21 protein-coding genes and 1 tRNA gene are annotated in these 22,995 nt (G+C 62.3%); 12 read left to right on the top strand and 10 right to left on the bottom strand.

The annotated features are described in order from the left end of the window. Nucleotides 1-74: 74 nt before the first annotated feature. The 6 genes from DEJ54_RS05900 to DEJ54_RS05875 all read right to left on the bottom strand — a co-directional run bounded on the left by DEJ54_RS05900 (nucleotide 75) and on the right by DEJ54_RS05875 (nucleotide 6,511). Nucleotides 75-1,715: an ABC transporter ATP-binding protein gene (locus DEJ54_RS05900; protein WP_113153751.1), complete on the bottom strand. Its 1,641-nt coding sequence runs from the start codon at nucleotides 1,713-1,715 to the stop codon at nucleotides 75-77. Between the two features lies 1 nt (nucleotide 1,716). Then, entirely contained in the window at nucleotides 1,717-2,859 is a 1,143-nt protein-coding gene (locus tag DEJ54_RS05895) for an ABC transporter permease (RefSeq protein WP_113153750.1), read from the bottom strand. Then, on the bottom strand, nucleotides 2,852-3,769 hold the full coding sequence (gene oppB / locus DEJ54_RS05890) for an oligopeptide ABC transporter permease OppB (RefSeq protein WP_113153749.1): 918 nt from the start codon (nucleotides 3,767-3,769) through the stop codon (nucleotides 2,852-2,854). The genes DEJ54_RS05895 and oppB overlap by 8 nt, the downstream gene beginning before the upstream one ends. A 74-nt stretch (nucleotides 3,770-3,843) precedes the next feature. After that, a complete protein-coding gene (locus tag DEJ54_RS05885; RefSeq protein ID WP_113153748.1) occupies nucleotides 3,844-5,430 on the bottom strand; it encodes a peptide ABC transporter substrate-binding protein in 1,587 nt (528 codons plus the stop codon). 426 nt (nucleotides 5,431-5,856) lie between these two features. Beyond that, a tRNA-Ala gene (locus tag DEJ54_RS05880) sits at nucleotides 5,857-5,932 on the bottom strand. A 174-nt stretch (nucleotides 5,933-6,106) separates the two neighbouring features. Beyond that, nucleotides 6,107-6,511, bottom strand: a complete 405-nt coding sequence (locus tag DEJ54_RS05875; RefSeq protein ID WP_113153747.1) for a TIGR02300 family protein — start codon at nucleotides 6,509-6,511, stop codon at nucleotides 6,107-6,109. Nucleotides 6,512-6,813: 302 nt separating this feature from the next. On the opposite strand from DEJ54_RS05875, the gene aroA reads away from it, so the two are divergent. The 6 genes from aroA (at nucleotide 6,814) to DEJ54_RS05840 (ending at nucleotide 13,959) form a co-directional block, all read left to right on the top strand. Beyond that, nucleotides 6,814-8,151 (top strand): 3-phosphoshikimate 1-carboxyvinyltransferase, encoded by a 1,338-nt coding sequence (gene aroA / locus DEJ54_RS05870; protein ID WP_113156111.1) that lies wholly within the window; start codon nucleotides 6,814-6,816, stop codon nucleotides 8,149-8,151. A gap of 29 nt (nucleotides 8,152-8,180) precedes the next feature. Further along, nucleotides 8,181-8,885, top strand: a complete 705-nt coding sequence (locus DEJ54_RS05865; protein ID WP_113153746.1) for an SDR family oxidoreductase — start codon at nucleotides 8,181-8,183, stop codon at nucleotides 8,883-8,885. Then, nucleotides 8,882-9,541, top strand: coding sequence for a (d)CMP kinase (gene cmk, locus DEJ54_RS05860; protein WP_113153745.1), 660 nt, complete (start codon nucleotides 8,882-8,884; stop codon nucleotides 9,539-9,541). The genes DEJ54_RS05865 and cmk overlap by 4 nt, the downstream gene beginning before the upstream one ends. Nucleotides 9,542-9,689: 148 nt before the next feature. Beyond that, a complete protein-coding gene (rpsA, locus tag DEJ54_RS05855; RefSeq protein WP_113153744.1) occupies nucleotides 9,690-11,393 on the top strand; it encodes a 30S ribosomal protein S1 in 1,704 nt (567 codons plus the stop codon). 1,334 nt (nucleotides 11,394-12,727) lie between these two features. Next, on the top strand, nucleotides 12,728-13,276 hold the full coding sequence (locus DEJ54_RS05845) for a carboxymuconolactone decarboxylase family protein (protein ID WP_162742217.1): 549 nt from the start codon (nucleotides 12,728-12,730) through the stop codon (nucleotides 13,274-13,276). A 71-nt stretch (nucleotides 13,277-13,347) separates the two neighbouring features. Beyond that, nucleotides 13,348-13,959 carry a TetR/AcrR family transcriptional regulator gene (locus DEJ54_RS05840; RefSeq protein ID WP_113153741.1) on the top strand — a complete coding sequence of 204 codons (612 nt, stop codon included), beginning with the start codon at nucleotides 13,348-13,350 and terminating at the stop codon, nucleotides 13,957-13,959. Nucleotides 13,960-14,002: 43 nt separating this feature from the next. Here DEJ54_RS05840 and DEJ54_RS05835 read toward each other — a convergent pair whose 3' ends face one another. Further along, the gene (locus tag DEJ54_RS05835; RefSeq protein ID WP_113153740.1) at nucleotides 14,003-14,206 is read right to left on the bottom strand and encodes a SlyX family protein; all 204 of its coding nucleotides are present in this window, start codon (nucleotides 14,204-14,206) and stop codon (nucleotides 14,003-14,005) included. Nucleotides 14,207-14,388: 182 nt separating this feature from the next. Here DEJ54_RS05835 and DEJ54_RS05830 point away from each other — a divergent pair, with 182 nt between their 5' ends. From DEJ54_RS05830 to deoA, 6 genes are read left to right on the top strand one after another with little or no spacing between them, the layout of a single operon-like run. Next, nucleotides 14,389-15,921 (top strand): ABC transporter ATP-binding protein, encoded by a 1,533-nt coding sequence (locus tag DEJ54_RS05830; protein WP_113153739.1) that lies wholly within the window; start codon nucleotides 14,389-14,391, stop codon nucleotides 15,919-15,921. Then, a complete protein-coding gene (locus tag DEJ54_RS05825) occupies nucleotides 15,918-17,057 on the top strand; it encodes an ABC transporter permease (protein WP_113153738.1) in 1,140 nt (379 codons plus the stop codon). Before DEJ54_RS05830 ends, DEJ54_RS05825 begins: the two co-directional genes overlap by 4 nt. 1 nt (nucleotide 17,058) lies before the next feature. Beyond that, nucleotides 17,059-18,030, top strand: coding sequence for an ABC transporter permease (locus tag DEJ54_RS05820; protein ID WP_113153737.1), 972 nt, complete (start codon nucleotides 17,059-17,061; stop codon nucleotides 18,028-18,030). Further along, the gene (locus DEJ54_RS05815; RefSeq protein WP_113153736.1) at nucleotides 18,030-18,425 is read left to right on the top strand and encodes a cytidine deaminase; all 396 of its coding nucleotides are present in this window, start codon (nucleotides 18,030-18,032) and stop codon (nucleotides 18,423-18,425) included. The genes DEJ54_RS05820 and DEJ54_RS05815 overlap by 1 nt, the downstream gene beginning before the upstream one ends. After that, nucleotides 18,422-19,228 (top strand): purine-nucleoside phosphorylase, encoded by an 807-nt coding sequence (locus tag DEJ54_RS05810; protein ID WP_113153735.1) that lies wholly within the window; start codon nucleotides 18,422-18,424, stop codon nucleotides 19,226-19,228. The genes DEJ54_RS05815 and DEJ54_RS05810 overlap by 4 nt, the downstream gene beginning before the upstream one ends. Before the next feature lie 7 nt (nucleotides 19,229-19,235). Further along, nucleotides 19,236-20,555 carry a thymidine phosphorylase gene (gene deoA / locus DEJ54_RS05805; protein ID WP_113153734.1) on the top strand — a complete coding sequence of 440 codons (1,320 nt, stop codon included), beginning with the start codon at nucleotides 19,236-19,238 and terminating at the stop codon, nucleotides 20,553-20,555. A gap of 8 nt (nucleotides 20,556-20,563) precedes the next feature. Here deoA and DEJ54_RS05800 read toward each other — a convergent pair whose 3' ends face one another. The 3 genes from DEJ54_RS05800 to DEJ54_RS05790 all read right to left on the bottom strand — a co-directional run bounded on the left by DEJ54_RS05800 (nucleotide 20,564) and on the right by DEJ54_RS05790 (nucleotide 22,908). Then, nucleotides 20,564-21,130 carry a TIGR02281 family clan AA aspartic protease gene (locus tag DEJ54_RS05800; protein WP_113153733.1) on the bottom strand — a complete coding sequence of 189 codons (567 nt, stop codon included), beginning with the start codon at nucleotides 21,128-21,130 and terminating at the stop codon, nucleotides 20,564-20,566. A gap of 97 nt (nucleotides 21,131-21,227) precedes the next feature. Continuing rightward, nucleotides 21,228-21,857: a uracil phosphoribosyltransferase gene (gene upp / locus DEJ54_RS05795; RefSeq protein ID WP_113153732.1), complete on the bottom strand. Its 630-nt coding sequence runs from the start codon at nucleotides 21,855-21,857 to the stop codon at nucleotides 21,228-21,230. A gap of 70 nt (nucleotides 21,858-21,927) precedes the next feature. Then, entirely contained in the window at nucleotides 21,928-22,908 is a 981-nt protein-coding gene (locus DEJ54_RS05790) for an adenosine deaminase (protein WP_113153731.1), read from the bottom strand. Nucleotides 22,909-22,995 lie beyond the last annotated feature (87 nt).

Below are 22,995 nucleotides of genomic sequence, written 5' to 3'. Positions count from 1 at the left end.
TTTGCGGCTGTAATTGAGGGGAGTGAAAACCGATGACGGGCTGCCCGCAATCCTGCGGACAGCCCTGTTTTATACTATGCGCGGGCTGCTGCCTGGCGATGCAAGACTTCCCTGAGATTGAACGCTGCTTCCATCAGGTCCTTCGTGTAATCGCTCTGTGGATTATCGAAGACGTCGCTGGTGAGCCCCTCTTCCACGACCTGGCCCGAACGCATCACGATGGCGTAATCGGACAGCGCCTTCACCACGGACAGGTCGTGGCTGATGAAGATGAAGGACAGGTTGTGGCTTTCCTGGATGCGCCTGAGCAGTGTGATGATCTGCTTCTGCACCGAACGGTCAAGCGCCGAGGTCGGTTCGTCCAGCACGATCACGGTGGGCTTGAGGATCACCGCGCGGGCGATGGCGATGCGCTGGCGCTGACCGCCCGAAAACTCGTGCGGGAAGCGGTTGCGCATGGACGGGTCGAGCCCGACTTCCTCCAGCGCCTGAATGGCCCGTTTGTCGCGCTCGCGCGCGGACAGTTGCGGCTCATGAACGAGCAGCCCCTCGGTGATGATCTCGCCCACCGTCATGCGCGGGCTGAGCGAGCCATAGGGGTCCTGGAACACCATTTGCAGATTGCGCCGGAAGGGCCGCATGGCCGCCCGGTCAAACCCCTGAATGGACGTGCCCTGATAGACCACCCGCCCCTCGGACGGCAGAAGCTGCAGGAGCGCGCGGCCGAGCGTGGACTTGCCCGACCCCGATTCGCCGACAATGCCGATGGTCTGGCCGGCGCGCAGCGTCAGCCCGACATTCTGCACGGCCTTCACCTCGTAGCCCGGACCGGACAGGAAGCCGCCCTTGACGACGAAGGTGACGCAGACATCCTTCGCATCGAGCAGGATGGGCTGGTCGTTGCCGACCGGAGGCTTGTGCCCTTCCGGCTCCGCCGCCAGCAGCATTCTGGTGTAGTCCTCCTGCGGGCGCTCGAAGATGTCGGCAGTCTCGCCCGTCTCCACCACGAGCCCCTTCTGCATCACATAGACCCGGTCGGCAAAAGCTTCGACGATGCCGAGATCATGCGTGATGAAGAGAATGGCCATGCCGAGCTTCTTCTGCAGTTCGGCCAGCAGGCCGAGGATTTCGGCCTGAATGGTCACGTCGAGCGCCGTGGTCGGTTCGTCGGCGATCAACAGGTCCGGATCGTTGGCGAGCGCCATGGCGATCATCACGCGCTGACGCTGGCCACCGGACATTTCGTGCGGATAGGATTTCATCCGTCGCTCGGGATCGGGAATGTGGACGAGCTTGAGAAGCTCCAGCGCGCGCTTGCGCGCCGCCCCGGCCGAAAGCCCGCCATGAACCCGGATCGGCTCACAGATCTGCCGCTCGATCGTGTAGAGCGGATCAAGCGAGGTCATCGGCTCCTGGAAGATCATGGTGACCTTCGCGCCGCGGATCTTGTTGAGCTTCGCGCGCGGCAGGCCGATGAGTTCCTGCCCGCGATAGCTGACGGAACCGGAGACGGAGCCGTTGGACGCCAGAAGCCCCATCGACGCCATCATGATCTGGCTCTTGCCGGACCCCGATTCGCCCACGACGGCGACCGTTTCGCCGGCGTTCACATGCATGTCCACACCACGCACCGCCTCGACTGCGCCATCGGGCGTGTCGAAGGTGACGCGAATGTCGCTTATGTCGAAGATGCGTTCCTCGTTCTGCTGCTTCATGTCAGCGGTCCTTGGGATCGAGCGCATCGCGCAGGCCATCGCCCAGGAAGTTGAGCGCAAACAGGAGCGCGGTCAGCGCCAGCGACGGATAGAGCAGCATGTAGGCCGCCCCGCGCATGTTGCGCGCGCCCTCGGAGATCAGCACGCCCAGACTGGTCAGAGGCTCCTGCACGCCAAGGCCGAGGAAGGAGAGGAAGCTCTCCAGAAGAATGACCTTGGGCACCAGCAGCGTCATGTAGATGATCACCGGGCCGAGCGTGTTGGGGATGATATGCCGCTTCAGGATGCCGCTTGAGCCGACACCCAGCGCCTCGGCCGCCTGCACGAACTCACGCCTTCTCAGCGCAATGGTCTGGCCACGCACGATACGCGCCATGTCCAGCCACTCGACCGCGCCGACGGCAATGAACATCAGGACCACGTTTCGCCCGAAGAACACCACCAGAAGGATGGCGAAGAAGGTGAAGGGCAGCGAGTACAGTATGTCGACGATGCGCATCATGACGTTGTCGATGCGTCCACCAAGGAAGCCGGCGGTGGCTCCGTAGATCACGCCGATCAACAGCGCCACGCCGGTGGCGAGCGCGCCGATCATCAACGAAATGCGGATCGAGATCAGCACGCGTGCAAACAGGTCGCGCCCGTTTGCATCCGTGCCGAATATGAAACGCAGACGCTGGACGTCCGCCTCCATGATTATCGACTTGTTGTCGCTGGCCTGTTCGACCACACGGGCGTTCGAGAACAGATCCGAGCGGTCGAGATAGCGCGTCACGCGCGGATCGATCTCGCGGCTGGATGTTGCTTCGATCCGCACCCTGTCGCCATCAAGCTCGATGGAACTGGTTTCAAGCCGCGCCCGCGACAGGGCGGACTCGGCCAGCGGCACGATTTCTGCCTGACGCGGATAGGGCTCGAGGCTCGCTGGCACCTTCACGAAGTCCGAATAGACGCGCGCATAGGGATGCGGCGCCAGCATCGGCCCGAAGATGCCCGCGAACACGAACAGGATCAGAACGAACAGGCTGGCCATGGCTGCGCGGTTCTTGCGCAGCCGCATGAAAGCCGTTTCCCAGGCCGAACGGCTCTTGGTGGTCGGCAGCTCGCCCTCTGGCGGCATTGGGCCGGTGGCGATGTCAGTCATAACGCACTCTCGGATCCAGCGCCGCATAGAGGAGGTCGACGATCAGGTTGAAGACCACCACGAAGACGGCGATGATGATGACGGTGCCCATGACCAGCGTGTAATCGCGGTTCAGGGCGCCCTGGACGAAGTAACGGCCGATGCCCGGCAGGCCGAAGATGGTTTCCACCACGACGGACCCTGTCAGAAGCGCGGCAGCCGCAGGCCCGAGATAGGAAATCACCGGCAGACAGGCCGCCCGCAGCGCATGCACGACCACGATCATGCGCGTCGGCAGGCCATAGGCCCGCGCCGTGCGCACATGGTCGGAACGCAACGCCTCGATCATGGAGCCGCGTATCAGGCGGGCGATGATGGCCACCTGCGGCAGGGCGAGCGTGATGACGGGCAGAACCATGGATTCAGGACTGCTCCAGCCGCCGGCCGGCAACAGGCTGAGCCAGACGCCGAAAATCAGCGACAGAAGCGGGGCGACGACGAAGTTCGGCACGGTGATGCCGAAAGTGGCAACCGCAATGACCGAATAGTCGACCCAGGAATTCTGGCGCAGCGCGGCAATACTGCCGAGCACACTACCGATCAGCAGCGCAACAAGCAGGGCCATGCCACCGAGCTGGATGGACACGGGCAGACCATTGCCGATCAATTGCTGAACGGAGAAATCCCGATAGATGAAACTCGGACCCAGATCGCCACGGGCGAGGTTGCCGAGATAATAGAAATACTGTTCCCAAAGCGGCTTATCGAGGTGGAAAACGCGGTTGAGGTTTTCCAGGACCTTGGCCTCCAGCGTGCGCTCGCGGTCGAAGGGACCGCCCGGCGCCACCCGCATGAGGAAGAAGGCGAAGGTGACAATGAGGAACAGGGTCGGAATAGCGCCAAGAAGACGGCGCACGGCATAACCGAGCATCGCTACCAACTCTCATATGTGTTCGAAACCGCCCGGCCCACGAAGGGGCCGGGCGGAAAGATCGAACGCTGTTGTTACTCGCTGATGCTCATGAAGCGCGTCCCATGGACGTTCTGGATGTTGTCTTCCCAGCCATTGAGCTTGGGCGACACCAGAGACAGGGAGGAGTAGAACAGAAGCGGGATGTAGGGCATGTCTGCCATGAACGTCGCTTCTGCCTCGCGCAGGATCTCGGCGCGCTTGACCAGATCGGTCTCGGCAGCGGCCTTGTCCATCAGTGCGTCATAGTCCGGGTTCTCATACTGGGCGTAGTTGAAGCCGGTGTTGTCGCTCTCGACCAGGAACAGGAAGTTCTGCGGGTCGGAGTAGTCGCCGATCCAGCCGGCGCGCGCCACGTCGAAATCCTTCTGGTCGCGCAGGTTCGCATAGTGAGCGGACAGGTCGCGGACATTGAATTCGACATTGACGCCGAGCGGCTTCCACATGTCGGCAATCGCAGTTGCCGTGTTCTTGTGGTTCTCGGAGTTGTTGTAGGCAAGCTCGACCGTGACCGGATTGTCCGGGCCGTAGCCGGCTTCCGTCATCAGCTCGATGGCCTTGTCTTCGCGGTCGAGCAGGGACATGTCGGCCCACTCGGCCGGCGAGCCGCCGCCTTCATAATTGCCGATGCCGGGCGGAACCAGCGAATAGGCGGGCAGCATCGCGCCGGCCCAGATCTCGTCGCCCAGGAATTCACGGTCGATGACCATGGCGAGCGCCTGCCGCACCTTCGGGTCCGACATGACATCGCGCTTCATGTTGAGCGAGTAATAGTAGGTGCCGAGATAGGGCGAAATGCGAACCTGATCGCCCAGACGCTCCTTCATGGACTTGATCTGCTCGGTCGGAAGATCGGAGCAGCTTTGAACCTCGCCGGCCTCGAAGCGGCGCACGCAGGTCGCGCGGTCTTCGAACGGAATGTACTCGATCGTGTCGATCTGGACATTGTCGGCGTCATGGAAGTTCTCGTTCTTCTCCATGACGATCTTGTCGCCCGGCGTGAAGGAAACGAGCTTGTAGGCGCCGTTGGTGACGATGTTTTCGGGCTGCACGAAATCCGTGCCATGCGCCTCGACGGCCTTCGGGTTCACCGGCAGGCCGGTCTGGTGCGTGAGAAGCTCCAGGAAAAACGGGGTCGGCTGCTCGAGCGTGATCTCAAGCGTGCGATCATCGACAGCTTTCACGCCCATCTGATCGGCTTCCATCTCACCCTTGTTGATCGCCTCGGCGTTCTTGATCGGGTAGAGGATGTTGGCGTATTTCGCGCCCGTGTCGGGCATCATGATACGGCGCAGCGAGAACACGAAATCCTCAGCCACCACCGGGTCGCCATTCGACCATTTTGCATCGTCGCGCAGGTTGAAGGTGTAGACGGTGCCATCATCGGACACGCTCCACTCCTCGGCCACACCCGGAATGATCTTGGCGTTGGCGTCATAGACGACCAGGCCTTCATAGAGATCGCGCATCAGGTGGGCTTCGGCAACAAGCGACGTCTTGTGCTGGTCCAGCGTTTCCGGATCGCCGTCATTGCCGCGTACATAGGTCACGGCGGACGCTGCCATCGCCGTCGAGACCAGAATCGTACCCGCGAGCAGCGGCCGTACCAGGGATTTCAACATTTTCCCTCACTCCCATTTTGCTTTCATATCATCCGACGAACGGATGAGAGACGCGGCATTTGGCAACGAATTTCCGTATACGTCAAACGCTTTCGGGGAGGATTTCCCAAGGTTGCAAGAAATTCGCAGCAAACACCGCTGGGATGCATTACCGCTGAGCGGAACACTGCGAGAGGCTCGACGGCTTTCGGGCAGAGGGCAAAAGATGCGTTTGGGGAGCAAGGCGTCTGGGCCTGAACTCACGCTGGGGCCGGGCCTCTGCCTGCGACATTTCATGCAGCCCGACGGACGGCTGTGACGGCCTGTGCGTCCACATCGCTCAAGGCCATATGTCGCAACACGCAACCGGATTGACTGTGCAAAAGCCGCGGAAGAAGAAGCAACTTCGGCTTGACCGGTTCTGTGTGTCTGAGATCAGAGAAAATTTGGTGGAGCCAAGGGGAGTCGAACCCCTGACCTCTTGAATGCCATTCAAGCGCTCTCCCAACTGAGCTATGGCCCCACACTCCGGCGATTTGGCCGGTCGCCGTCTCCGGCGAAGAGGTCCGGCCGGCCCGCTGGGCCAACCGTGTGGGCGGCTTCTAAACCCGCCCGGCGGGAAGATCAAGCCCCGTTTTTCGCCTGTGCGTCGATTTTAACGCTGGCTGGGGTTTTTCTTCCCGCAGGTGCTGAAAAATCAGCTTTCGTCTTCGTCGTCGCCAACGCCGATAATGTCTTTCATATCGTCGTCGTCGTCATCATCGTCCTCGTCGAGGAACGTGTCGTCATCATCGTCGCCGAGATCGACATCATCGTCGTCGTCATCGTCGTCGAGATCCGGGATTTCCGACTTCTTGCTGGAGGTCGCCTCATCATCGGCATCCTCGAGCGAAACCACTTCGGGGCCTTCGCCCTCGCCATCCACTTCCTTCTCTTCCACTTCCTCTTCTTCTTCCACGGAAGTGTCGGAGACAGCTTCAAAGAAGCTGCGCGGATAGGTCTGCCCTGTATAGGGCGACACGATCGGATCCTTGTTCAGATCGTAGAATTTACGGCCCGTCTCCGGGCAGATGCGTTTTGTTCCGAGTTCCGGTTTAGCCACCTTGCTGCCTCATCGTCTTGCGGTCGGCCCAGCCTGCGACGGCTCCATCGCGGCCGGCACCGGAAGCGCTTCCTGCCTACTTGAAAATTTTGGTCCCCATAACGGCAAGTCGAGCACCTGTCAAAGCTTAATGCGAACCCTGGATTATGCCTCTCCTGCGAAGGCGCACTCTCTTTACAACCCCGTCAGGGGCCATCCGTCAACCGGGGGATGACCAGCTATCGCCATCATGCTAGAGCCAGCTGTGAAAATCCTCGAATAATCTGCCGCCCGGCAGCATGCATATCGCCAAGGACCACGCAATGCACGATCATGAACCGCGCCCCATGAGCGCCAGCAAATCCGACGCCCTTTCCGGCCGGGCCCGGGTGCCCGGCGACAAGTCGATCTCGCACAGGGCGCTGATGTTTGGCGGCCTGGCTGCGGGCGAGACGCGCATCACCGGCCTTCTGGAAGGCGAAGACGTTCTGCGCACCGGCGAGGCCATGAAGGCCATGGGTGCGAAAATCGAAAAGCGCGGCGATGAATGGATCGCCATCGGCACCGGCAACGGCGCGCTGCTGGAACCCAAAGAGCCGCTCGACTTCGGCAATGCCGGCACCGGCGTGCGCCTGACCATGGGCCTTGTCGGCTCCTACGACATGACGACGCGCTTCATCGGCGACGCCTCGCTTTCCAAGCGCCCGATGGGCCGCGTGCTCGATCCGCTGAAGGAAATGGGTCTGCAGGTCGTTTCCGCCGAGCCGGGCGACCGCCTGCCGATCACGCTGCGCGGCCCCAAGCACGCTGCCCCCATCAGCTACCGGGTGCCGATGCCATCTGCACAGGTGAAATCCGCCGTGCTTCTGGCCGCGCTGAACACGCCCGGCGTGACCACGGTGATCGAACCCGTGGCGACCCGCGACCACACCGAAAAGATGCTGGCCGGCTTCGGCGCATCGCTGGAAGTGGAGACCGACGCCGACGGCGTGCGCCACATCCGCATCGAAGGCCAGCCGACGCTGACGGGCCAGACCATCGCCGTTCCGGGCGACCCGTCCTCGGCCGCTTTCCCGCTGGTGGCGGCGCTGATCGTGCCGGGCTCAGACGTGGTCATCGAAAACATGTTGATGAACCCGACCCGCACCGGCCTCGTGACCACGCTGATCGAGATGGGCGCGAATATCGAGATTCTCGACCGCCGCAATGAGGGCGGCGAAGACGTGGCGGATCTGCGCGTGCGCGGCTCCGAACTGAAGGGCGTGACCGTGCCCGAAGACCGCGCGCCGTCGATGATCGATGAATACCCGGTGCTCGCCGTGGCAGCCTGCTTTGCCGAGGGCGACACGCTGATGCAGGGGCTGGAAGAGCTGCGCGTCAAGGAATCCGACCGGCTTTCCGCCGTTGCCGACGGCCTCAAGGCCAATGGCGTCGACTGCGAAGAAGGCGAAGCAACCCTGCGCGTGACGGGCCGCCCCGGCGGCAAGGGCCTTGGCGGCGGAACGGTCAAGACGCATCTCGACCACCGCATTGCCATGAGCTTCCTCGTGATGGGCCTGGCGAGCGAAAAGCCGGTGACCATCGACGACCAGGCGATGATCGCAACCAGCTTCCCCGACTTCACCGCCCTGATGACGCGACTGGGTGCAAAGCTGGACTGACACGAAAAACCTGCACGGGAGGAAACGGCATGAGCACCGGGAAAACAGCCATGATTGTCGGCGGCGGCAGCGGCATGGGCGCTGCTGCAGCCCGCAAGCTGGCCGAAAACGGCTATCAGGTCGCCGTCATGTCGTCCTCCGGCAAGGGTGAGGCGCTGGGCAGGGAACTGGGTGGGCTGGGCTTCACCGGCTCCAACCTTTCCACGGATGACCTCAAGCGCTTCACCGACGCGACGATGGAGCGCTTCGGCCGCATCGATGCGCTGGTGAATGGCGCTGGCCACGGCCCCAAGGGCGACGTGCTGGCGCTTTCGGACGGGGACTGGCACACGGGCATGGATTTCTACCTGCTCAACGTGGTGCGCGCGACACGGCTCGTCACCCCCATCATGCAGGCGCAGAAATCGGGCTCGATCGTCAACATCTCCACCTACGCCACGTTCGAGCCGGAAGCCGCATTCCCCACATCGGGCGTGTTCCGGGCAGGGCTGGCGGCCTTCACCAAGCTCTTTTGCGACAAATATGCCGAAGACAATCTGCGCATGAACAACGTGCTGCCGGGTTTCATCGACTCGCTGCCCGAGAAGGAAGAACGGCGCTCGCGCATCCCCATGGGCCGCTACGGCTCCGCAGAAGAAGTTGCCGAACTCATCGCCTTCCTGGCCGGCGAGAAGTCGGGATACATCACCGGCCAGAACATACGCATCGACGGAGGCATAACGCGCTCGGTATGACGGGAATGCCAGACAAGTTCACCATCGCCATCGACGGCCCCGCCGCTTCCGGCAAGGGCACGCTCGCACGCCGGCTGGCCAGCCAGTATGGCCTGCACCATCTCGACACCGGCCTCACCTATCGCGGTGTGGCCAAGGCGCTGATCGACGCAGGCGAACCGCTGGACGATATTGCGATTGCCGAACGCGCGGCGCGCGCGCTCGATCTGGGCGCGCTCGATCGGGCAGTGCTTTCCGCCCACGGCATTGGCGAGGCCGCTTCGAAAGTGGCTGTGATGACGCCGGTGCGCACGGCGCTGGTGGACAAGCAGCGCGCCTTCGCCGCAACCCCGCCCGGCGCGGTGCTCGACGGCCGCGACATCGGCACGGTGGTGTGCCCTGAAGCCGATGTGAAGCTCTATGTGATCGCGAGCCCCGAGGTGCGCGCCACCCGCCGCTGGCGTGAAATCGAGGCTGGCGGCGGCACTGCCGACTATGCCCGGATCCTGGCCGATATCGAGCGGCGGGACGCCCGCGACATGGGTCGCGAGGACAGTCCTTTAAGGCCCGCGAACGATGCGCACTTGCTCGATACGAGCGAAATGGATATAGAGACGGCGTTTCAGGCTGCCTGCAAACTGGTGGATGCCAGGCTGGCGGCTCGAAAAGAAGACTGAGAAAAATCGTCTGCCACGCATTCTTTGCGCCGGATCTGCCGCTCAGGCGGCCATAGAGCGATCCGCTCGGATGCGTGGCTGGACAAACGCAACACGAACCACCGGCGCTTTGCCCCGTTTTGAAAAACAGGGCGTTTCAGGAGCATCAATGTCAGAATTCAATCCGTCTCGCGATGATTTCGCGAGCCTTCTCGAAGAATCCTTCAACGAACGCGACGCCGCTGAAGGCTCCGTCGTAAAGGGCATCGTCACCGCCATCGAAAAAGACATGGCGATCGTCGATGTCGGCCTCAAGGTCGAGGGCCGTGTCCCGCTGAAGGAATTCGGCGCGAAGGGCAAGGAATCGGACCTCAAGGTCGGCGACGAAGTTGAAGTCTATGTCGAGCGCATCGAGAACGCGCTTGGCGAGGCAATGCTGAGCCGCGAGAAAGCACGCCGCGAGGAAAGCTGGGTCAAGCTGGAAGCGAAGTTCAACGCCGGCGAGCGCGTCGAGGGCTTCATCTTCAACCAGGTCAAGGGCGGCTTCACCGTCGATCTGGACGGCGCCGTGGCCTTCCTGCCGCGTTCGCAGGTCGACATTCGTCCGATCCGCGACGTCACCCCGCTGATGCACACCCCGCAGCCCTTCGAAATCCTCAAGATGGACAAGCGCCGCGGCAACATCGTCGTGTCCCGCCGCACGGTTCTCGAAGAGAGCCGCGCAGAGCAGCGCTCCGAGATCGTCCAGAACCTCGAAGAGGGTCAGGTGGTCGAAGGCGTGGTCAAGAACATCACCGACTACGGTGCGTTCGTTGACCTGGGCGGCATTGACGGCCTGCTGCACGTCACCGACATGGCATGGCGCCGTGTCAACCATCCGACCGAGATCCTCAACATCGGTCAGACGGTCAAGGTGCAGATCATCCGCATCAACCAGGAAACCCACCGCATCTCGCTGGGCATGAAGCAGCTCGAAGCCGATCCGTGGGACGGCATCGGCGGCAAGTACCCGCTCGGCAAGAAGGTTCTGGGTCGCGTCACCAACATCACCGACTACGGTGCGTTTGTGGAGCTGGAGCCGGGCATCGAAGGCCTGATCCACGTTTCGGAAATGTCCTGGACGAAAAAGAACGTTCATCCGGGCAAGATCCTTTCCACCACGCAGGAAGTCGAAGTTGTCGTGCTGGAAGTGGATCCGGTGAAGCGCCGCATCTCGCTGGGCCTCAAGCAGACGCTCGAGAACCCGTGGGAGGCATTCGCCCGCAACCACACCGTCGGCTCCGTTGTCGAGGGCGAGGTCAAGAACAAGACCGAGTTCGGTCTGTTCATCGGCCTGGACGGCGACGTGGACGGCATGGTCCACCTTTCCGATCTCGACTGGAACCGTCCGGGCGAGCAGGTGATCGAAGAGTACAACCGCGGCGACGTGGTGAAGGCGCAGGTTCTCGACGTGGACGTCGACAAGGAGCGCATCTCTCTCGGCATCAAGCAGCTTGGTCATGACTCCATCGGCGAAGCCGCTGCTTCCGGCGAACTGCGCAAGGGCGCGGTTGTGACCTGTGAAGTGACCGGCGTGAAAGACGGCGGCCTCGAGGTTCTGCTGGTCGATCACGACGTCGAGAGCTTCATCAAGCGCTCCGACCTGTCGCGTGACCGTGCAGAGCAGCGCCCCGAGCGCTTCTCCGTCGGCCAGAAGGTGGACGCCCGCGTCACCGTCTTCGACAAGAAGACCCGTCGCATCAACGTCTCGATCAAGGCGCTGGAAATCGCCGAAGAGAAGGAAGCTGTCGCACAGTTCGGTTCCACCGACTCCGGCGCTTCGCTCGGCGACATTCTGGGCGCAGCCCTGAAGAAGCAGGGCGGCGACGAGTAATCGTCAGCCGATCAGGCCTGAAAACAAAGACCCCGCCGGAGCGATCCGGCGGGGTTTTTTAATGCCTGTCTTTTTGAGATGAAGCAGGTTTCCTCAAAATCAAATACAGAACATAACGTAATCTATTTATTCGAAATACCAAGTTGACCAAATGGAAATTCGCATTATTTTAAAGAGCGCCGCTAATTGCCTAGTAAAAATTAGAATTTTTCAAATCTATTATGAAAAATATGCTTAGCTTCTTACCTTTGGCATCCGAAACCTCATAACCCCACGACCACAAACGCAAACTACTCCTGCGCCTCAGACGCCGCCGGAGCTGCATTTGATACAGCCTTCGCCATCTGGCGACGCCTTCTTCTATGCAAATCAACGGGATCGCCGACGAATGGCAATATAGTTTTTATTCAAGAGAGAAAATTATGATAAAAGCGATTCAGTTTGCCTTCGCATTGATTACAATTGCCGTTGCAAATTTTATAATCTACGAAGCGCTCCAGGATAAATGCGTTCTGCCCATCGTTCTAGGCGTGTCAAACGCCCTTGTGATAACGCACTTATCCCACCTTCAAGAGAAAATGAAATTCTTTACTTATAAATAGAAGCCGTGAACCGGCCATAATACCAGGAAACGCCCGATAACTTCCCTGCGCCATTCATGCAGGTCCTCGACAGGCTTGCGAGCGGATGGCCCGGCCCTGAGCACCGGCGAACACCCGCCCCTGGAATCCGGGCTGCACAGGGCGCCCAGACTGTCCGCCACCTTTGTGGCTACCGCGTAAAAGCGAAAAGCCCCCATCAGTGTGGCGGCTCGCCACGGGCGCGTCGCCGGCTGTTTTCTCATCCAGTTCCATAAATTCTTCCCAGAGGCGTTCAAAGCGTTCGAGCTCATCTAAGGCGCCTCCATCACGTGCCACTGGCCGGCGTGTCCCGCCGAAGGCTCTTCGACGGGCCTCTCGTTGCCGTCTCTCAGGGCAGCCACCATGCGGACTTCACCATCCCTTCAGGGCTCTTGCAAATTAAGTTACCATAAGTATATAGCGATTGTACAACACGCGGCACGCCGCAAACCGTGGACAGGATCATGCAGTTCGTAAACCAGGCCGCTGACCGGCACACGCGGGCCACAGCACCCGCCCGCCCCCGCTGCACCCATTGCCCTCCCGCGATGGGATAGATCGCGGGTTGACGGCCAAGCTTACACGCACCGTCTCTCTTCCGGTCTTACACATACGAACCCCAACGCAGGCTCAAGCGCCCGCGCGTTGAACTTCGACCCAATTCCTCCCCATTCCCAAATTCCCCCCATTCCCAAATCCCCCATGGAGAACCCCATGCTGAAAATGACCCCGGTCACCATCGAAACGGCCGATGAAGCCGCCACCCCGACCCTCGAAGGCTTCAAAGCCCAGTACGGCATGGTGCCGAACTTCTTCGGCGCGCTCGGCATCGATGGCGCGACGCTCAATGGCTATCTGGCCTTTCAGGAGGCCGTGGAGGCAGCCAGCCATCTGTCCGTCCGCGAGCGCGAGATGATCTCGCTCGCCGTGGCCAACAGCAATGGCTGCCATTACTGCGTCAGCGGACACACTTTCTCGGGCAAGAAAGCCGGCATGAGCGCCGAGGAATGCGTCGCCGCACAGCGCGGCGAGGCGGATGACGCCTGCGAACAGGCGGTCATCGACCTGGCGCTCCGCCTGATTGCACAGCGCGGCAATCTGGAAACGCATGATTTCGAACGCGCCGCACAGGCCGGCATTTCGGAGAAAAAGCTGATTCAGATCTGCGCGTGGACAGCGATGAACAGCTTCAGCAACTGGGTCAACAACATCGTGCAGCCGAAAATCGACTTCCCGAAAGTGCCGCTCCAGAACCGCGACTGACATGCAGACCGGCGGGCGGTCACCGCGCCGCCCGCTGGCCCGCATGATCGCGATTGTCTATAAGGCAAGCCATGTCAGGCCAGCAAAATCAGGATAGCGCCACCCCGCGCAAGCGCCTCAAACGCGAAGACCGCCGCAACCTCCTTCTCGACCTTGCGGCGGACATTCTGGCCACCAGGGGTTCCGATGCGCTGACGCTCCAGACGCTGGCCGAGGCCGCTGGCGTCACCAAACCTGTCACCTATAGCCAGTTCGGCACGCGCATGGGGCTGCTGCTCGCGCTCTATCGGCGCTATGATCAGCGGCTCTTTGCCGATCTCGAAGCTGGCATGGCCCACCGCCCGCCCACGCCCCGCGATGCTGCAAACATGTTCGCCGAAAGCTATATCGCCTGCATCACACGGCACGGGCGGGTTTACGAAGCGACCATCGCCGCCCTGCGTTCCTACCCCGAGCACGGCACGATCGGCACGGAAATCCGCACCGCTTTCTGCGATATGCTGACACGGCTTCTCGCCCCCTGCTTTCCGGCAGGCGACATGCCCGCGCAGGCCCGGATGATCGCGCTGTTCGGGGCCGTGGAAGAACTGGCGCGTGCGCTGCTCGACGGGCAGATATCCGAACACGCCGCCCGCACCGAGATGCGCCGGGCTTTCGAGGCGCTGGTGACACCGGAAGCGTGAGCCCGCGTGGAACAGCCCGTGAAAATGGCAAGGGTGACACCCCTCACCAGTGCGGCGGCTTCGTCACCGGCACGTCGCCCGCCGTCTGCTCTTCCAGTTCCATGAAACGCTCGGACAGGCGCTGGAGTTTTTTCTTCAGCGCCTCCATCTCGCGCCACTGGCGGGTGAGTTCCGTCGAAAGCTCTTCGATGGTCTTTTCCTGCTCGGCGGCCAGGATTTCGAGCTGGGTGATCCGGTCTTCCGTCATGGCACGCTTCTTTCTGCGGTTTCGGTGCATTCTCGCGCCGGGAAATTGACAAGCAAGGCCCGATTTGTCGAGAGTGCCCCAAGGGACGTTTCGTTGCTGCCGCGCAGCGCGCGGTTGGCAGGTGGCGGAACGCCGTGATACTGCATTTGACCAATTGATAAAAACGGGGAAGTGGGTCGCCGATGGCTGACACGGCAATCGAGCTCAAGGGCATCAGCAAGAGCTTTGGGGCGGTTCACGCAAACCGCAACATCGATCTGAAGATCACCGCCGGAACGATCCATGGCATCATTGGCGAGAATGGGGCCGGCAAATCGACACTGATGTCGATCCTCTACGGCTTCTACCAGGCCGACAGAGGGCGCATCGAGGTGGCCGGCAGGAAGGCGACCATCAACACGCCGAGCGACGCCATCGCACTGGGCATCGGCATGGTGCATCAGCACTTCATGCTTGTGGAGAATTTCTCCGTTCTGGAAAACGTCATTCTGGGGGCCGAGGGCGAAGCGCTGCTCAACACCTCCATCGCCAAGGCCCGTTCGGAGCTTGAGCGGCTGGAGCGCGACTACGGTCTGGAAGTGGACCCCGATGCGATCATTGAGGATCTGCCGGTGGGCCTGCAGCAGCGCGTGGAGATCCTGAAGGCGCTTTATCGCGGCGCTGACATTCTGATCCTCGACGAGCCGACCGGCGTTCTGACGCCTGCCGAGGCGGACCATCTGTTCCGCATTCTGGAGCAGCTTAAGGATGAGGGAAAGACCATCATCCTCATCACGCACAAGCTGCGCGAGATCATGGCCATCACCGACAATGTGTCGGTCATGCGCCAGGGCACGATGGTGGCCACTCGCAAGACCTCCGAGACCAATGTGGAAGAACTGGCCGAGCTCATGGTGGGCCGGCGCGTTCTGCTGCAGGTGGAAAAGGGCGAGGCGACGCCGGGTGACGTTCTTCTTTCGGTCAAGGGACTGACGGTCAAGGATTCGCGCGGCGTCACCATGGTCGACAACCTGTCGCTGGATGTGCGCGCGGGCGAGATCGTCGGCATTGCGGGTGTGGCCGGCAACGGCCAGTCGCAGCTTCTCGACGCCATCACCGGCGTGCAGAAGGCGGTTTCGGGAACGGTGACGCTGGATGGCGAACCGGTGGACCTGACGGGTGCGGCCGACCCCGCCGACCTGCGCGAACGCGGCATGGCCCATGTGCCGGAAGACCGCCATCATGTCGGTCTCGTGCTGCCTTTCGAGGAAAACGAAAACGCCATGCTGGGCTATCACCGGCAGGCAAAATATCTGAACGGCCCTTTCCTCAACATTGAGGCGATCCGCGCCGATGCGCGCGAGAAAATCGAGAAATACGATATCCGCCCGCCGGACTGCCGGCTGAAGACGGCCAATTTCTCCGGCGGCAACCAGCAGAAAATCGTGCTGGCCCGCGAGATCGAACAGGACCCGAAAGTGCTGATCGTCGGCCAGCCGACGCGCGGCGTGGATGTGGGTGCGATCGAGTTCATCCACAAACGGCTGATCGACATGCGCGACCAGGGCAAGGCCGTTCTTCTGGTCTCTGTGGAGCTGGATGAAATCCGCTCGCTGTCCGACCGCATTCTGGTGATGTTCGCCGGCCGTGTCGTCGGCGAGCGCGGACCCGAAGCAAGCGAAAGCGAACTTGGCCTGCTCATGGCCGGCGTCGAGGAAAAGGAGGCGGCGGAATGAGCGCGCCCTATGCGAAACTGCCCGCCTGGGCCGATTACGGGCTGATCCCGCTGATCAACCTCGCCGTGGCCTTTCTGGTGGCCGGCCTGGTGGTGATGCTGGTTGGCGAAAACCCGATCCGTGCTGCGGTCATCCTGGTGGATGGCGCGCTCGGACGCGGCCAGAACATCGCCTACACGCTCTATTACGCGACGAGCTTCATCTTCACCGGCCTTGCGGTGGCGGTGGCCTTTCACTGCAGCCTGTTCAACATCGGCGGCGAGGGACAGGCCTATGTGGGCGGGCTCGGCGTGGCCGTTGTCTGCCTCGCCTTCGACAGCATTCTGCCCTGGTGGCTCGTTTTTCCGCTGGCCATTGTCGGCGCGGCGGTGTTCGGCGCGGCGTGGGCCTTCATTCCCGCCTATTTCCAGGCAAAGCGCGGCTCGCACATCGTCATCACGACGATCATGTTCAACTTCATCGCCGCCAGCCTGATGGTCTATCTGCTGGTGAACGTGCTGAAGCCGGCCGGCGCGCAGGCCCCGCAGACCCGCAACTTCCTTGAAGGCGGGCAGCTGCCCAAGCTCAACTGGATGCTCGAGGCCATGGGCTTCACCATCCGCTCCGCGCCCTTCAACCTGTCGTTCCTGCTGGCGCTGGCTGCGGCGTTCTTCGTCTGGGTGCTGATCTGGCGCACGCGGCTCGGCTATGAGATCCGCATGCGCGGCTACAGCCCCAAGGCGGCCCGCTATGCCGGTGTGAGCGAAACGAAAATCATCATCATCACCATGCTCATCTCCGGCGCGCTTGCCGGCATGATGGCGCTCAACCCGGTGATGGGTGACCAGAACCGGCTGCAGATCGACTTCGTGACCGGGGCCGGTTTCGTCGGCATCGCGGTGGCGTTGATGGGCCGGTCGCATCCGGCCGGCATCGTGCCGGCGGCGATCCTGTTCGGCATGCTCTATCAGGGCGGTGCGGAACTCGCCTTCGAGATGCCCAACATCTCACGCGACATGATCGTCATCATCCAGGGCCTCGTGATCCTGTTTGCCGGTGCGCTGGAGCATATGTTCAGACCGTCCATTCAGGCCCTTTTCGCAAGCCTTGGCTCGCGTTCGACGGGCCTTGAGGCGCAGCAGGGAGAGGGTAGCTGACATGGACTTCTTTCACGCCCTGATCCTCGTTCTCGATTCCACCGTGCGGCTTTCGGTACCGCTTCTGCTGGCCGCACTTGCCGGGCTTTATTCGGAGCGCTCCGGCGTCTTCGACATCGGCCTTGAAGGCAAGATGCTGGCAGGCGCATTTGCGGCCGGCGCGGCCGCCGCCGTCACCGGATCCGCCTGGGCCGGTCTCGGCGCGGCGATGCTCATTTCCATCTTCCTCGCGCTGGTGCATGGCTTTGCCTCCATCACCCATCGCGGCAACCAGATCGTTTCGGGCGTCGCCATCAACTTCATCGCCGCCGGCTCCACAATCATTCTGGGGCAGGCCTGGTTCCGGCAGGGCGGGCGCACGCCATCGCTGCCGGGCGAGGCGCGTTTCGGCGCGATCGAATTACCCTTTGCCGAAGCCGTACGCGATGTCCCGATCCTCGGCGACGTCTATTCCGAGCTGATTTCCGGCCACTCGCTTCTGACCTATGCGGCCTTTCTTCTGGTGCCCTTCACCTGGTGGGTTTTGTTCCGCACCCGCTTCGGCCTCCGGCTGCGCGCGGTGGGCGAAAACCCGGCTGCGGTCGACACGGCGGGCATCTCCGTTTCGTGGCTGCGCTACCGGGCCGTGATCTGCACCGGCATTCTAACCGGCATGGCCGGCGCCTATCTCTCCATGGCGCAGAATGCCGGCTTCGTGAAAGACATGACGGCAGGACGCGGCTTTATCGCGCTCGCCGCGCTGATCTTCGCCAAGTGGAAGCCTGTGCCGGTGATGTTCGCCTGCCTTCTGTTCGGCTTTCTCGACGCCTTCGCGATCCGCATTCAGGGCACGCCCCTGCCCCTCATCGGTCAGGTGCCGGTGCAGTTCATGCAGGCCCTGCCCTACATTCTGACCGTGGTGCTTCTGGCCGGCTTCATCGGCAAGGCCATTCCCCCGCGCGCCGGCGGCGTGCCCTATGTGAAGGAGCGGTGATGAGCGCCGAAGACCTGTTTGCAGCCGCGAGCGCGGCGATGCAGAACGCCTACGCCCCCTATTCGCGCTTTCCCGTGGGGGCTGCGGTGAAGACCGAGGCCGGCGCAATCCACGCAGGCTGCAACATCGAGAACGCGTCTTACCCGGAAGGATGGTGCGCCGAGACCACCGCGCTTGGCCATCTCATCATGGCGGGCGGTGGACGCGTGACGGAGATCGCCGTGGTGGCGGAAAAGATGCCGAAGATCATGCCCTGCGGCGGTTGCCGCCAGCGGCTGGCGGAGTTCGTCACCGACGATGCCCGCCTGCATCTCTGCGACACCAACGGGGTGCTTGAAACGGTTCCCTTCTCGGCCGTGTTCCCGCGCGGCTTCAGCTTCGAGGATGGCAAATGAAAGAAGCGGTGGACCTTCTCACCGAACGGCTGAACGGCCTCGCCCCGCAGCTTGCGCTGGTGCTTGGCTCGGGGCTTGGCGGTCTTGTGAACGACGTCGAAAACCCGGTGCGGATTTCCTATTCCGAATTACCCGGTTTTCCGCAAAGCGGCGTGACCGGCCATGCGGGCGAGATTGTCGCCGGACGGCTTTCGGGCACGCCCGTGCTGATGCTTGCCGGTCGCGCGCACTATTACGAACATGGCGATGCGGCGGCCATGCGCCCGGCGCTGGAAACCCTGTGGGGCATCGGCATCACCCAGATGATCCTGACCAATGCGGCGGGATCGCTGAGGCAGGACATGCCGCCCGGCTCGGTGATGCTGATCGAGGACCACATCAATTTCTCCGGCATGAACCCGCTGATCGGCGAGGGCAGCGACCGGCGCTTCGTCGGCATGAGCGAGGCTTATGATGCGGGCCTGCGCGCCAGCCTCGAAGCCGCCGCTGAAAAGAGCGGCGTCGCGCTGCACAAGGGCGTCTACATGTGGTTCTCCGGCCCGTCCTTCGAGACGCCGGCGGAAATTCGCATGGCGCGCACGCTGGGTGCGGACGCCGTGGGCATGTCTACCGTGCCGGAAGTAATCCTCGCGCGCTATTTCGGCCTTCGGGTCGCGGCCTGCTCGGTCATCACCAATCTGGGTGCGGGCATGAGCGCGGGCGAGCTGTCGCATCAGGAAACCAAGGACATGGCTCCCATTGGCGGCCAGCGTCTCGCAACGGTTCTCGGCCAGCTCTGCGCCGACGGCCTGCCGACAGGCTGAGGTACCCATGCTGCCGCAGGAGATCATCCGCAGGAAGCGCGACCGCCAGGCGCTCACCAGTGAAGAGATCGCAGATTTCGCTCACGGGCTCACCCATGGCACGTGGAGCGAAGGGCAGATCGCGGCGCTGGCCATGGCGATTTTCCTGAACGGCATGACGGCTGAGGAAGGCGCTGCGCTGACCATCGCCATGCGCGATTCCGGCAGTGTTCTCGACTGGTCGGACCTGCCCGGCCCGGTGACCGACAAACACTCCACCGGCGGGGTGGGCGACAATGTCTCGCTGATGCTCGCCCCCATCGTGGCGGCCTGCGGCGCGTTTGTGCCGATGATCTCCGGACGCGGGCTTGGCCATACGGGCGGCACGCTCGACAAGATGGATTCCATTCCCGGCTATACGAGCCAACCGGATGAAAAGCTGTTCGCCAGAACCGTGCGCGATGTGGGTTGCGCGATCATCGGCCAGACCGCCGATCTCGCCCCCGCCGACAAGCGCTTCTACGCCGTGCGCGATGTGACCGGCACGGTGGAATCGATCCCGCTCATCACAGCGTCGATCCTCTCCAAGAAACTGGCCGCCGGCCTTTCCTCGCTGGTGCTCGATGTGAAATCGGGCAATGGCGCGTTCATGGATGACGCCCGCGCGGCGCGCAAACTGGCCGACAATCTGGTGCGTGTCGCGGGCGGGGCCGGGCTTCCGGCCACCGCCCTCGTGACCGACATGAACCAGCCGCTTGCCTCTGCTGCCGGCAATGCCGTGGAAGTGGCCAACGCCGTTGATTTCCTGACAGGCAGGAAACGCGACCGGCGGCTTCTCGACGTGACGCTGGCGCTCGCCGGCGAGATGCTTCTTTCCTCCGGCGTGGCAGCCACCACGCGCGAGGCCTTCGATTGGGCGCATGACGCGCTGGAAAGCGGACGGGCAGCGGAACTGTTTGGCAGGATGGTGCACACACTCGGCGGGCCGGCGGACTTCATCGAGGCTGCCGGCAGGCACCTGCCGAAGGCGAAGGTGATCAAGCCCGTGCTCGCTGAAGAAGACGGTTTTGTCGGCGCAATCGACTCGCGTGCCGTGGGCATCTGCGTGATCGAACTGGGTGGCGGGCGACGCACGCCCGAAGACGCCATCGACCACTCTGTCGGCCTGACGGAGCTTCTGCCCGTGGGCGCGGAGTTGAAGCGCGGAGAGCCGGTCTGCATGGTGCATGCCGCATCCGACGACGACGCGGAACGGGCGCGCAGTGCGGTTCTGAAAGCCTATTCGGTGACCGATGCGAAACCGCGCACCAGGAAAACCATCCTGCGCCGGGTGACAGCGGAAGTCTGAGAACTGCCTTACTGTTCCAGAATCAGCGCGCGATCTTCCACCCTGTAGCGCGCGAGGCGCTCGAGAAAGCTCATGCCAATGAGCACACTGTCGAGCGCACGATCCTCAAGCACCAGCGCTTCGACATTCTCAATATAGATGCGGCCGATCTGAAGGTTTTCGATAACGGCGGCAGCAGCGCTGGCCTTGCCATTGGCCGTGCTGACTTCATATTTGAAATCGCTCGCGGTGAGATTCAGGCCGATCCGGCGCGCGGTGCTCCTGTTGATCGCCACATAGGTCGCGCCCGTATCGATCATGGCCTTCGTGTCACGGCCATTGAGCTTGAAGCGTCCGACGAAATGGCCGGACCTGTCGACCGCGATGCTGACCCGCTTGCCGAGAAGCACGGAGGTCTTGCCGCGCTCCGGCGCGGGCGCGCGAACCATCGCGACCTGCTGAACCTCCTCCACAGGCGTCTCTTCAAGCGCGCTGCCAAGAAGGCTCCGATAGAAATCCGGATTGCTCTGGTAAAGCGCGGGGATTGCCCCCGCAGCTCCGATAACGATACCGAGCATGACCACCTTGCGAACCATATGCGCCTTCCACCCCTTCAATCGGGAAGACCCTATGCCGCAACGGCAACCATTGTTTTAACGGCGCGGACAACCGCGCCGCTTGGTTAAACGAGCGTTATTTCGTTCCGTACATCCGGTCGCCGGCATCGCCCAGACCCGGCACGATGTAGCCCTTCTCGTTCAGGCATTCATCGATGGACGCGGTGAAGACCGGCACGTCAGGATGCGACTTGCGGAAGTTCTCGACGCCTTCGGGCGCCGCCAGAAGGCAGAGGAAGCGCAGATTGGTCGCGCCGCGCTCCTTGAGCTTGTCGACGGCGGCGATGGCGGAGTTGGCCGTGGCCAGCATCGGGTCAACGACGATCACCAGGCGGTCGCCCAGATTGCTCGGAGCCTTGAAGAAATACTCGACCGCCTCTAGCGTTTCGTGGTCGCGATACATGCCCACATGCGCCACGCGTGCGGCGGGAACGAGATCCAGCATGCCGTCCAGCAGGCCGTTGCCGGCGCGCAGAACCGAGGCGAAGACGAGCTTCTTGCCTTCGAGCGTGGGCGAGTCGATCGGCTGAAGCGGCGTTTCGATGCGCCGTGTCGTCAGCTCCAGATCGCGCGTGACCTCATAGCAGAGCAGCAGCGAAATTTCGCGCAGCAGACGCCTGAAGCTGGCGGTCGAAGTCTCCTTGTCGCGCATGATGGTGAGCTTGTGCTGGACAAGCGGATGGTCGACGACGGTCACGCCCTGCATGTGCTGTTCCCCGAATGCTTGAAATCCTGTCGATATTAACGACGCGTGGCCGAGCAGGATACCATAAGGCTCACTGAGCCACAGTTTTATGGCCCAGCGCTGCAAGCAGGCGCGTGCGGGTGACCTCATCGACAAATGCGGCTTCGATGGCCGTTTGCGTGATGCCGCGAAGCGCCGTGTCATCGAGCCCGAAATGCGCCTTCGCCACCGCATATTCATGCGCGAGCGACGTGTGGAAATGCGGCGGGTCATCGGAGTTGAGCGTCACGCGACAGCCGGCGGCCATCAATTGCGGCAGAGGATGGCTGGCGTAGTCGGGAAAGACCTTCAGCACGATGTTTGAAACCGGGCAGACCTCCAGCACCACACCCTCATCCACCAGACGGCGCACCAGATCCGGGTTCTCGATGGCGCGCACGCCATGACCGATGCGTGTGGGGCGCAGATGGTTCAGCGCCGCCTCGACGCTCTCCCAGCCGACCAGCTCGCCTGCATGGACCGTGATGCCGAGCCCCGCCTCGCGTGCAATATCGAAGGCGGTCTCATAGTCGCGCACATTGCCGAAACGCTCTTCGCCCGCCATGCCGAAACCGGTGACAAGCGGATGCTCGCAGGCAACCGCGAAGCGCGCTGCATCTTCCACCGACACTGCCCCGAAATGGCGCACGCCGGTCACGATGATGCGCCCCTCTATGCCGGTTGCGGCGCGCGCGCGCTCTATGCCCTCGCCAAGCGCGTTGGTGTAGGCCATGCGCGAAAGCCCGGCGCGTTCTGCATGATCGGGCGAGATGAATATCTCCGAATAGATCGCGCCGTCTTTCGCCAGGCTGGTCAGATAATCCTCGGCGAGAAGCGCATAGTCTTCTTCGGTTCGAAACAGGCTGGCGGCCTCGTCATAAGCGGCGAGAAAGCTGGTGAAATCGTACCAGTGATAGGCCCCGTCGCGCAGGAAATTCGATGTGTCGACGCCGTATTTGCGCGCCTGGGCAAGGACGAGATCGGGGGAAGCGGCTCCCTCGATATGGCAGTGAAGCTCGGCTTTTGCGACCATGTGTGCTCCATTTTAACCAGTCCGCTGGCGCGGCTGTTCATCGCGGTTTTGACAATAGCGCCGCGAACGGCAATGGGCTATGGTCCC

The sequence above is a fragment of the Nitratireductor sp. OM-1 genome (assembly GCF_003296175.1).
Classification (GTDB): Bacteria; Pseudomonadota; Alphaproteobacteria; order Rhizobiales; family Rhizobiaceae; genus Nitratireductor; species Nitratireductor aquimarinus.
Note: the sequence above shows the minus strand (reverse complement) of the source record. Positions and strands in the feature narration are given on the sequence as shown.